11 protein-coding genes are annotated in these 11,309 nt (G+C 66.4%); 8 read left to right on the top strand and 3 right to left on the bottom strand.

Annotation, left to right across the window (positions count from 1 at the left end; translation table 11 throughout):
* Positions 1-20: 20 nt before the first annotated feature.
* Positions 21-1,139, bottom strand: coding sequence for a BMP family ABC transporter substrate-binding protein (locus Q1V87_RS05130; RefSeq protein WP_292725904.1), 1,119 nt, complete (start codon positions 1,137-1,139; stop codon positions 21-23).
* A 161-nt stretch (positions 1,140-1,300) separates the two neighbouring features.
* Positions 1,301-2,416 (bottom strand): mannose-1-phosphate guanylyltransferase, encoded by a 1,116-nt coding sequence (locus tag Q1V87_RS05125; protein ID WP_292725902.1) that lies wholly within the window; start codon positions 2,414-2,416, stop codon positions 1,301-1,303.
* A 212-nt stretch (positions 2,417-2,628) separates the two neighbouring features.
* Between Q1V87_RS05125 and sdhC the strand changes: the two genes are divergently transcribed.
* The 8 genes from sdhC (at position 2,629) to trpS (ending at position 10,704) form a co-directional block, all read left to right on the top strand.
* A complete protein-coding gene (gene sdhC, locus Q1V87_RS05120) occupies positions 2,629-3,063 on the top strand; it encodes a succinate dehydrogenase, cytochrome b556 subunit (RefSeq protein ID WP_300591125.1) in 435 nt (144 codons plus the stop codon).
* Positions 3,063-3,521, top strand: coding sequence for a succinate dehydrogenase hydrophobic membrane anchor subunit (locus Q1V87_RS05115; RefSeq protein ID WP_300591124.1), 459 nt, complete (start codon positions 3,063-3,065; stop codon positions 3,519-3,521). The genes sdhC and Q1V87_RS05115 overlap by 1 nt, the downstream gene beginning before the upstream one ends.
* 36 nt (positions 3,522-3,557) lie before the next feature.
* The gene (gene sdhA, locus Q1V87_RS05110) at positions 3,558-5,363 is read left to right on the top strand and encodes a succinate dehydrogenase flavoprotein subunit (protein WP_228179561.1); all 1,806 of its coding nucleotides are present in this window, start codon (positions 3,558-3,560) and stop codon (positions 5,361-5,363) included.
* Positions 5,364-5,365: 2 nt separating this feature from the next.
* Positions 5,366-6,160 (top strand): succinate dehydrogenase iron-sulfur subunit, encoded by a 795-nt coding sequence (locus tag Q1V87_RS05105; protein WP_228179560.1) that lies wholly within the window; start codon positions 5,366-5,368, stop codon positions 6,158-6,160.
* Between the two features lie 144 nt (positions 6,161-6,304).
* On the top strand, positions 6,305-7,519 hold the full coding sequence (locus tag Q1V87_RS05100; RefSeq protein WP_300591123.1) for an MFS transporter: 1,215 nt from the start codon (positions 6,305-6,307) through the stop codon (positions 7,517-7,519).
* Between the two features lie 9 nt (positions 7,520-7,528).
* Positions 7,529-8,758, top strand: coding sequence for a YihY/virulence factor BrkB family protein (locus tag Q1V87_RS05095; RefSeq protein ID WP_300591122.1), 1,230 nt, complete (start codon positions 7,529-7,531; stop codon positions 8,756-8,758).
* Positions 8,759-8,810: 52 nt separating this feature from the next.
* Positions 8,811-9,659 (top strand): exodeoxyribonuclease III, encoded by an 849-nt coding sequence (locus Q1V87_RS05090; protein ID WP_300591121.1) that lies wholly within the window; start codon positions 8,811-8,813, stop codon positions 9,657-9,659.
* A 40-nt stretch (positions 9,660-9,699) separates the two neighbouring features.
* Positions 9,700-10,704: a tryptophan--tRNA ligase gene (gene trpS / locus Q1V87_RS05085; RefSeq protein ID WP_300591120.1), complete on the top strand. Its 1,005-nt coding sequence runs from the start codon at positions 9,700-9,702 to the stop codon at positions 10,702-10,704.
* A 25-nt stretch (positions 10,705-10,729) separates the two neighbouring features.
* Here trpS and Q1V87_RS05080 read toward each other — a convergent pair.
* The coding region (locus Q1V87_RS05080; protein ID WP_300591119.1) for an SDR family oxidoreductase at positions 10,730-11,309 on the bottom strand (580 nt) is incomplete at its 5' end.

Here is an 11,309-nt window from a genome sequence, read left to right as displayed (position 1 = left end):
GGGAACTCAGTGGTGCGAACTCACGGGGAGTTGGGCGAGTCGACGACGATGTCGCCAGAGATGATCTGCTCCTGCAAGGCAGCCAACTCGTCAAGCAGGCCTGCGGGCAGCTGCGATTCGAAGTCGTGGAAGCTCGAGAGCTTGACACCCTCGTTCTCCAGCGTGCCCACGTAGGGCTCGACCTCGAACTCGCCCATGGCGGCCGCGATCGTCGCGTCGTAGACCGCGACGTCGATCGCCTTCATGATCGAGACGAGCGTGATGCCAGCGACGGAGTCGTCGGCGACGGCGAGGTCACTGTCGACACCGAGCATGAGCGTGTCTTTGCCGCTGTCGGCGATCGCCGCGGCGGCGCTCTGGTAGATCGGGCCACCGACTGGCAGGATCACGTCGACGCCCTGGTCGAGCACGCCCTGTGCCGTCTGCTTCGCAGTGTCGTTCGCCTCGAAGCCACCGGTGAACGAGCCTTCCTGGGTCGTGGTGTCCCACCCGACGACCTCGACGCTCGCGCCCTTGTCCTCGTTGTACTTCTCGACGCCCAGCTGGTAGCCGTCCATGAAGACCGCGACCGACGGGATCTGCATCCCGCCGAAGGTGCCGACCTTGTTCACGCCCGCCTCGGCAGACCACGCAGCGGCCGCGTAGCCACCGAGGTAGGCAGCCTGCGCGGTGTCGAAGACGAGCGGCTTGACGTTCGGGGCATCCGTGGTGCCATCGAAGTCGTTGTCGGCCCAGTCGTCGATGATCGCGTAATCGACCTCGGGGTTGGCCAGCGCCGACTCGACCGTCGCGGCGGAGAGGTTGAAGCCGACCGACACGATCAGGGTGCAGCCCTCGGAGACAGCGGTCTCCATGTTGGGCGCGTAGTCGTTCTCAGAGGTCGACTCGAGTTCGAGGGCCTCGACGCCGAGCTCGGCGACGGCACGGTCCATGCCTTCCTTGGCCGACTGGTTAAACGACTTGTCGTTCCAGCCACCGGCGTCCGAGATCAGGCACGGCATGAAGCCTTCGACGACGTCGCCGCCGGCGGCTGCCGTGGTCTCCGTGTCAGTGGGGGCCGACGCGCAGCCGGCGAGTGCAACGAACATGCTTGCGGCAACGAGGCCGCCGAGCACGCGCTTACGAGTGGAAATGGTCAACTGTGCCTCCAGGTGAAGGGCCCGCCCAGACGGCGGGTGCATCTGGAGAATCTACCTAGCGAATCGCCACGATGCATGCTCCAGACAGCCGCCACTAAGCAATGGTTACAAACCCGCAATAGAGTCGTCACGCAAACTGCTCGCGCCGGGGCTCAGGCATGTCAGAGGACGTCGCCGCGACCGCCGAGCTTGAGCGCGTCGACGACACCCTTCACCCGCTGCGCGTGCTCGCTCGTGGTCACCAGGAGAGCATCCGGAGTGTCGACGACGACGATGTCCTGCACACCGATGAGGCTGATCACCCGCGATGTCTGCGACACGACGATGCCGCTGGAGGCGTCAGAGAGGATGCGGGCATTCTCGCCGAGGATGGCGAGGTCGTTCTTGCGGCCGTGGGAGTTGAGCTTTGCCAGGCTCGCGAAGTCGCCGACGTCATCCCAGTCGAAGTGACCAGGGATCACAGCGAGCTTGCCCTTCTCGGCGGCGGGCTCGGCGACCGAGTAGTCAATCGCGATCTTGGTCAGGGCGGGCCAGACCCGGTCGACGACCGGCCCCCGACGGTCGCGGTCGTCCCAGGCCTCGGCGAGTTCCACCAGCCCGGCGTGAAGTTCGGGGTTGTTCGCCTCGATCTCAGCAAGCAGCACGTCGGCGCGAGAGATGAACATCCCCGCGTTCCAGAGGTACGAGCGGTCGGCGAAATAGGCCCGGGCCGTCTCGAGGTCGGGCTTCTCTACGAATCGCTCGACGGTGGCAGCCTCCGGTGCGCCGTCCACGAGAAGTTCGTCGGCCTTCTTGATGTAGCCGAAACCGACCGAGGGCTCGGAGGGCTGGATGCCGATCGTGCTGATGTATCCCTGCCGCGCCACCGCGACGGCCTGCTGCACCGCCCACTGGAAGAGGTGCGGAGGCCGGATGACGTGGTCGGCCGCAAAGGATCCGATGATGACGTCGGGTTCACGGCGCACGAGCACGGCAGCCGCCAGTCCGATCGCCGCCGTCGAGTCGCGAGGCTCCGATTCGAGGAAGACGTTGCGGTCGGGGACGCCGGGCAACTGGGCCTCGACGGCTGCGCGGTGCGCGCGCCCGGTGACCACGGCGATGCGCTCGCTTCCTGCCAGAGGTTCGAGCCGATCCCAGGTGTCACGGAGCAGGGAGTGCCCGGATCCGGTGAGGTCGTGCAGGAACTTCGGGGCGTCGGCACGCGAGAGCGGCCAGAGCCGGCTGCCGATGCCGCCCGCGGGGATGACGGCATAGAAGTCGGAGATCTCCTGAGACATGCCCCCAGGCTACTGGGGCGGCCTTTCGAGCACGTGTCCGGGAAGTGACAGCACGCGACAGCAGTACCCCCGAACTAAGGGTGGCCTAAGAGCCGCGCCCGCTCCGGGCGCAATAGGATGGGACTCGCGCCCGAGTGACGCCGAGGGACCTGCGCCAGGTTCCCGTTGGGGCACTGACCGCCCCGCTCGTGTTCGATCCAGGGAGGACGACCGTGTCTGCACCAGCACGCGTCACACCGTCGGTATCCGAAACCACCTCCAAGACCCCTCGTGGAACGCTATACCGCGGCCACGAGGGCATGTGGTCGTGGGTTCTTCATCGCATCACCGGCGTCGCCATCTTCTTCTTCCTTCTCGTGCACATCCTCGACACGGCGCTGGTCAGGGTCTCCCCGGAGGCCTACAACGCTGTCATCGGCACCTACAAGAACCCGATCATGGGCATCGGCGAGGTCTTCCTGGTCGGCGCCATCGCCTACCACGCCTTCAACGGCCTCCGGATCATCGTGGTGGACTTCTGGTCGAAGGGTGCTCGCTACCAGCGTCAACTCTGGTGGATCGTCCTGGGCCTCTGGGCGGTGACGATGATCGGGTTCACCCCCCGTCACCTCATCAATGTCTTCAGCTCGATGGGAGGCGGTCAGTGATGAGCGCACCGGTCATCGCGGAGCCTCGCGCGTCGCACGGCACACCGCGCCGCCGCGGCGTGAACCTCGAGAAGTGGGGCTGGGTCTACATGCGAGCATCCGGCATGGTGCTCGTGGTCCTGATCTTCGGTCACCTCTTCGTCAACCTCATGGTGGGCGACGGCATCCACGCGATCGACTTCGCCTTCGTTGCCGGAAAGCTCACCAACCCGTTCTGGCAGTGGTGGGACGTCCTCATGCTGTGGCTCGCGCTGATCCACGGCGCCAACGGTATGCGCACCATCACCAACGACTACGTGACTCACGCCAAGACCCGCACCGTGCTCGTCACGGCGATCTGGGTCACCGCGGCGCTTCTGATCCTGCTCGGCACCCTGGTGGTCTTCACCTTCGACCCCTGCCTCGGATTCGACCCGGCTACCGCGTCCGACACGATCATCGGCCTGTGTGCCTCGTAATCCTGCCGCTCACCTGACATCGAAAGCACAGCACCCGTGACTACTCAGAGCGCCGAAAGCGTCGTCAAGGACGGCGTCCATTACCACCAGTTCGACATCGTGATCGTCGGCGCCGGCGGCGCCGGCATGCGCGCGGCCATCGAGGCAGGCCCCGGCGCGAAGACCGCGGTGATCTCCAAGCTCTACCCGACCCGGTCCCACACCGGCGCGGCCCAGGGCGGCATGGCAGCTGCCCTCGCGAACGTCGAAGAGGACTCGTGGGAGTGGCACACCTTCGACACCGTCAAGGGTGGCGACTACCTCGTCGACCAGGATGCTGCCGAGATCTTGGCGAAAGAAGCCATCGACGCGGTCATCGACCTCGAGAACATGGGTCTGCCCTTCAACCGCACCCCGGACGGAAAGATCGACCAGCGTCGCTTCGGCGGTCACACCGCCGACCACGGCAAGAGCCCTGTCCGTCGCGCCTGCTACGCCGCCGACCGCACCGGGCACATGATCCTGCAGACGCTGTTCCAGAACTGCGTCAAGCTCGGCATCAACTTCTTCAACGAGTTCTACGTGCTCGACCTCATCACGGTGAAGGATGCCGAGGGCAAGACCCAGGTCGCGGGCGTCGTGGCCTACGAACTGGCCACGGGCGACCTGCACGTCTTCCAGTCCAAGGCAGTGATCTTCGCGACCGGCGGCTTCGGCAAGATCTACAAGACGACCTCCAACGCCCACACCCTTACCGGTGACGGCGTCGGAATCGTCTGGCGCAAGGGACTGCCGCTGGAGGACATGGAGTTCTTCCAGTTCCACCCGACGGGCCTGGCCGGACTCGGCATCCTGCTCACCGAGGGCGCTCGCGGCGAAGGAGCCATCCTGCGTAACGCGAGCGGTGAACGCTTCATGGAGCGCTACGCCCCCACGATCAAGGACCTCGCGCCACGCGACATCGTCAGCCGCTGCATGCAGCAGGAGGTCGCCGAAGGTCGCGGCGCCGGCCCCCACCGTGACTACGTGCTCCTGGACTGCACGCACCTCGGTGCCGAGGTGCTCGAGACCAAGCTCCCCGACATCACCGAGTTTGCTCGTACCTACCTGGGAGTCGACCCCGTCGTCGAACCGGTGCCGGTGATGCCGACCGCGCACTACGCGATGGGCGGCATCCCCACCAACATCAAGGCCGAGGTGCTCGCAGACAACGAGACAGTCGTGCCGGGTCTGTACGCGGCCGGTGAGTGCGCCTGCGTCTCCGTGCACGGCTCGAACCGCCTCGGAACGAACTCCCTCCTGGACATCAACGTCTTCGGCAAGCGCGCCGGCCGGTACGCGGTCGAGTACGTGAAGACCGCCGAGTTCGTCGACCTCCCCGAAGACCCCGCGGCAGGCGTCCGCGAGATGATCGAGGGCCTGCGCAACAACCCCGGCGGGGAGCGCATCGCGGTCCTCCGCAAGAAGCTGCAGGACGAGATGGACAAGGGAGCCCAGGTGTTCCGCACCGAGGAGTCCCTGAAGCACGTTCTCGGCGTCATCGAGGAGCTGCGTGCTCGGTACCTCAACATCCATGTCGACGACAAGGGCAAGAGGTTCAACACCGACCTGCTCGAGGCTGTCGAGCTCGGATTCCTGCTCGACATCGCCGAGGTCGTTGTCGTCACTGCCCGCAACCGGCTCGAAAGCCGCGGGGGCCACATGCGCGACGACTACCCCAAGCGCGATGACGAGAACTACATGCAGCACACGATGGCTTACCTCACGGGCGACCCCCACTCGTCGGTCGCGGATGACCACATCCGCCTCGACTGGAAGCCCGTGGTCATCACTCGCTACCAGCCGATGGAGAGGAAGTACTGACGATGAGCGCGACGCTTGTCTCCACGGATGCCGCCACCGATGAGCAGGGCGACATCGAGCAGTCCCCCGAGCCCACCGGCATCCAGTCGTTCCTGGTGACCTTCATCATCCGCCGCTTCGACCCTGAGGTGGATTCCGAGCCGCGCTGGGTCGACTACGACGTCGAGCTGTACTCGACTGACCGCGTGCTTGACGCCCTCCACAAGATAAAGTGGGAGGTCGACGGGTCACTGAGCTTCCGCCGCTCCTGCGCGCACGGTATCTGCGGGTCGGATGCGATGCGCATCAACGGGCGTAATCGTCTGGCGTGCAAGACCCTCATCAAGGACCTCGACATCTCCAAGCCCATCTACGTCGAGGCCATTAAGGGTCTGCCGCTGGAAAAGGACCTCATCGTCGACATGGAGCCCTTCTTCGCGTCGTACCGTGAGGTGCAGCCGTTCCTCATCTCGAACTCTGCGCCGGAGCCCGGCAAGGAGCGCATCCAGTCGATCGCCAACCGCGAGATCTTCGACGACACGACCAAGTGCATCCTGTGCGCAGCCTGCACCTCGTCGTGCCCCGTCTTCTGGACCGACGGCCAGTACTTCGGGCCCGCCGCGATCGTCAACGCGCACCGCTTCATCTTCGATTCGCGCGACGACGCCGCCGATGTGCGCCTGAACATCCTCAACGACAAGGAAGGCGTGTGGCGCTGCCGCACGACCTTCAACTGCACGGAGGCCTGCCCCCGCGGCATCGAGGTCACCAAGGCGATCGCTGAGGTCAAGCAGGCGGTGCTGCGCGGGCGCGCCTAAGCCGGGCCGCATTGCGGCGCGGCAAAGCCTGAGCCGGGCCGCATTGCGGCGCGGCACGGCCCCGTGCCCCACGTCGGGCTTCATGCCTCGTTGAGGATCTGAATCGCTTCTTCGCCGGGGCTCCCTGGTCGCTACTCTGGCCGAATGAGTACCTCAGACGCGTCGATGGTCGCCGGCGCTGCGCGATCGACGTCCACGCGCGTCGCAGTGTTCGCCGCCTACGCGGCTCAGGGACTCGGGTATGCCGTCGTGGTCACCTCCCTCCCCGCGCTCAAGCAGCGGCAGGGCGTGGATGACACTGTCGTCACGCTCATCGTCCTGGGTGTTGCTATAGCCGCCGCGGGTGGTTCCGTGCTCGCCAACGCGCTCGCCGTGCGCTTCGGGAGCCGCACCGCGCTCGTTGTGGGACTCCTCCTTCAGGCGGCGGCCCTTCCCGCCATCGCACTACCGACCCCCTTCCCGCTGTTCGTCTCCCTCTTCGCGGTCTACGGCATCGGCCTCGGTTGCGTGGATGCCGCAACCGCGATGCAGGGCGTCATCGTGCAGCGCGCCCACGGCAAACCGCTCCTCGGCGGCTTCTTCTCGGCCTACACGGCTGCCGCGATCGCCGGAGCCCTCCTCGTGTCGGCGATCGCAGCGTCCCCCTTTGCTGCGGGCGTGGCCATCGGGACGGCGGGCGTTGCAATCCTCGTGGTGGCTGTGGTCGGCATCCGCCTCTTTGCGCGGGAGGTGCCGATCGAGACTGCCCTCCCCGCGACTGAGCGCGCTCGCCTGCCCCGAGCCGGAATCTGGGCTTTCGGTTTCGTCATCCTGGCAGTGTTCGTCGTCGACTCCGCCGTGAGCACCTGGAGCACGGTCTACCTGCAGGACGACCTCGGGGCTCTGCCCGCCCTCGCGCCTCTCGGATACGCCGCCTACCAGGTGTGCGTCCTGATCACCCGCCTCGCGACCGACCGGCTCCTGGGCATCATGAGCAGGGGCCGCCTGGTGACCGGCGCGATCGTCGTCTCGGTGATCGGCGTCGTGGCTGTCGCGCTTCTTCCCTTCGAGATCGCGGCGATCCTCGGCTTCGCTCTAGCTGGGGCCGCGACCGGCATCCTCATCCCCGTGACCTTCGGCGCCGCCGGCGACCTCTCCCCCGCTCACTCCGACCAGGTGATTGCCCGGGTCAACATCTTCAACTACGCCGGGGCGATCCTCGGTGCCGTCATCGTCGGCCTCCTCGCCGACGGTCCGGGACTGGCAATCGCGTTCCTCATTCCCGCGGCGGTGCTCGCAGCATCCCTCTCGGTGGTCCGCTGGTTCCGCACGGATACGGGCGTGATGAGCCAGACGGATGCCGCGCCTGAGGCTCGATAACCTGAGACCGTGAGTTCGCCCGACCGCAACCGCCGCGACACCGCGCGCGCAGCGCAGCAGCAGGAGGAGACCCTGCGTGCGCGGTGGGAGGAGACCCAAGAGCGCCTGCTCACGCGGTTCGAAGAGCCGATCTTGTTCGCGACGAAGGTAACCAAGCAGACACTCGCTTGGTTTCCGGTTCGCGTCTGGCGCCACTTCTTGATCGCCAACGGCTTCCTCCTGGCCGCGGGAGTGAGCTATCAGGCACTGTTCGCAATCTTCGCGGCCGTCTATGTCGCCTTCGCTCTGGCCGGCCTGTGGCTCGGCGGCAGCGAAGAGGCGATCCAGAACCTCATCGACCTCATCAACCAATACATCCCGGGATTGATCGACAAGGACGGGCCGATCACCCCCGACGCCGTGGCAGAGATCGCCACCAACTCGGCGAGCCTGTTCGGGATCACCGGTGCGATAGCTCTCGTGACCTTGATCTGGACCGCCATCGGCTGGGTGACGTTCTCGCGCCGCGCCGTCCGCGAGATCTTCGTGCTGCCACCCGACCGGCGCCCCTACCTGCTGCTCAAGAGCGGCGACCTGCTGGCGGCGGCGCTGTTCGGCATCCTGCTGCTGATCGGCGGCGGACTCGGCGCGGTGGGCACCTGGGCCCTGGACATCGTGTTCTCGCTGTTCGGGCTCGACACCGAATCGGTGTGGTTCTCGATCGGCGTGCGCACCGCAACCCTCCTCATCTCTTTCGCCATCAACGCCGCGGCGCTGGCTGCGCTTTACCAGTTCCTGACCGGCACGAGCCTGCGCTGGCGCACGGTTTGGCCCGGAGCGCTGCTTGCCGGAGCGGCGGTCACGGTGCTCCAGCTCGGTGCGGGATGGCTGCTGAGCTACACGCCGACAAACGCACTGCTCGCGACCTTCGCGATCTTCGTCGGTCTGCTGCTCTGGTTCCGACTCATCGGCATCATCATGCTCGTGGGGGCATCGTGGATCGCCATCTCGGCTCGGGACGAGAACATTCCGCTGCTGGAGAAGACCGAAGCTGAACAGCTGGCTGAGGAGCACGCGGCGCTGCTCCTTGCCGCCCAGGTGCGCTTGCGCACCGCCCAAGAAGCACGGGATGCCGCGCCATGGCACGCGCGATGGGCAGCGACCCGCAACGTGCGACGTGCCGAAGAGGAACTGCGCGAAGTTGAGGCATCCACGCCGCCCGCGGTACGTGGCCCCAGCGCGATCGACGGCTTCGTGTGATCGCTTCAGGCCTGGGAGCACGGCGTCGGACCTGCCGCCTAGGCTGAAGCTCGTGCCTCGAACAGTTCGTATCGCCTCCATCAATGTCAACGGCATCCGCGCTGCCACGCGCAAAGGAATGCTCGAGTGGATCGACCAGGCGGACGTCGACATCATGGCCCTGCAAGAGGTCCGTGCAAACGAAGATCAGCTGACCGCGGCTCTTCCCGGGTGGCGGATCGTTCACCACGAAGCGCTCCAGAAGGGCCGGTCTGGTGTCGCTGTCGCGAGCCGGGTGGATGCCGGGGCCGTCCGAACGGTGCTCGGCCCCGAGCCGCTGGACCAGTCGGGCCGGTGGATCGAGGCTGACTTCGACATCGACGGCGAAACCCTGACTGTCGTGAGCGCCTATGTCCACTCGGGCGAGGACGGCACCCCCAAGCAGGAGGCCAAGTACGCGTTTCTGGACGCGATGCAGGCACGTCTCCCCCAGCTCGAGGCCCACTCCCCCCTCGCTGTTGTCATGGGAGATATGAATGTCGGGCACCGCCAGCTCGACATCCGCAACTGGAAGGGCAACATCAAGAAGGCCGGGTTCCTCCCCCGCGAGCGCGCCTACTTCGACCGGATCTTCGCTCCCGCGGGTGCCGAGATCGAGTGCGTCGACGGGACTACCGGCACCGGACTCGGGTGGGTGGATATCGGACGCCGCTGGGCCGGCGAGGTCGACGGGCCCTACTCGTGGTGGTCGAACCGCGGGCAGGCCTTCGACAACGACACCGGCTGGCGGATTGACTACCACCTCGCAACCGCTCCCCTGGCCGAGCGCGTTACGGCGTACCGGATCGACCGAGCACCGTCGTGGGACACCCGATGGAGCGACCACGCGCCGGTCGTCGTCGACTACACGATCGGTCGTTGAGCGCATCAGCTGGCACCTGGCCGCGGCCTAGGATTGTCGGGTGACCAAGCCCCGCCTGTACTCCGGAATGCAGCCCTCCGCCGACTCCCTCCAGATCGGCAACTACATCGGGGCGCTCATGCAGTGGCGGGACCTGCAGGAGGCCTACGACGCGTTCTTCTCCGTCGTCGACCTGCACGCCCTCACCCAACCGAACGATCCGGCTGAGCTGCGCGAGAAGACCCGTCGCACCGCCGCCCAGTACATCGCCGCGGGCATCGAACCGTCCAAGTCGACGCTGTACGTCCAGTCGCATGTGCCAGCGCACGCCGAACTCGCGTGGGTACTCTCCACCCTCACGGGCTTCGGCGAGGCGGGGCGGATGACCCAGTTCAAAGACAAGTCGCAGCGGTACGGCCAGGATGCGACATCCGTTGGGCTGTTCACCTACCCGGTGCTCATGGCGGCCGACATCCTGCTGTACCAGACCGACATCGTGCCCGTCGGTGACGACCAGAAGCAGCACGTCGAGCTCACGCGAGATCTTGCCGAGCGCTTCAACGGACGATACGGCACCACCTTCCGGGTGCCGATGCCCGTCATTCAGCAAGACACCGCCCGGATCTACGACCTGCAGAACCCGACGGCGAAGATGTCGAAGTCGGCCGAGTCGGATGCCGGCGTGCTGTGGCTGCTGGATGACCCGGCTAAGAGCGCCAAGAAGGTCATGCGCGCCGTCACCGACAGCGAAGGCTCGGTGCGATACGACCGCGAGAACAAGCCTGGCGTCTCGAACCTGCTCGTGATCTACGCTGCCCTCACCGGGCGGCAGATTCCCTCGATCGAGGACGAGTACGCGGGCCGCGGCTACGGCGACTTCAAGAAGGGTCTCGCAGACGTCGTGGTGAACGAGTTCGAGCCGGTGCGGACTCGGGCTCTCGAACTGCTCGATGATCCGGCAGAACTCGACCGGGTCCTGGCCTCAAACGCGGCGCGCGCGGAGGCCGTCGCGCGCACGACGCTCGGCGACGTCTACGACCGGATCGGGCTCCTCCGCCGCGCCTGAGCAGCCCGATCCGTCGCGATACCGCTTACCAGACGCTGTCCCCGCGGATCACGACGTCGCTTCCGCCGTCGACGAACACGACCTGACCACACAGGTGCGTGTTCTCGGGGCCCGCAAGCCACGCGAGAAGCCGGGCGACGACGATCGGTTCGGCGAAGCCGTTGAGCGGCATGGGGACGGCCTGCTCGATCATCGCCCGCCCCTCGGCGGTCTCCAGGAGCGGAGCGACCATGGGTGTCAGGATGACGCCGGGGGCGACGGCGTTCAACGGGATTCCTGCTCCTGCCCACTCGGCTGTAGCCGCGTTGCGGCGGATCCACCGGGAGAAGCCCACCTTCGTCGAACTGTAGATGAGGTTCGCGGTATCGGGAGCCGCTGCCAGCTCTGCCGCGCGTGCGAGGGCCGCCTGCTCGTCCCCGGCGAGCTCCAGCTCGATGAGGCGCTCATCGGAGGGCTGGAGGGATGCCATGGATGATACCCCCACCGCGCGCGGCGCATCTGAGTGAGCGAGGAGTGGACGCAACCCTTCCAGCGTCGCAACCATGCCGAAGTAGTTCACGCCGACGGTTGCGGGGGCGGGAATCGCGAGACCCGCGACGGCGAGG

It is taken from the genome of Microbacterium sp. (assembly GCF_030149085.1).
In the GTDB taxonomy this organism is placed as follows: domain Bacteria; phylum Actinomycetota; class Actinomycetes; order Actinomycetales; family Microbacteriaceae; genus Microbacterium.
Note: the sequence above shows the minus strand (reverse complement) of the source record. Positions and strands in the feature narration are given on the sequence as shown.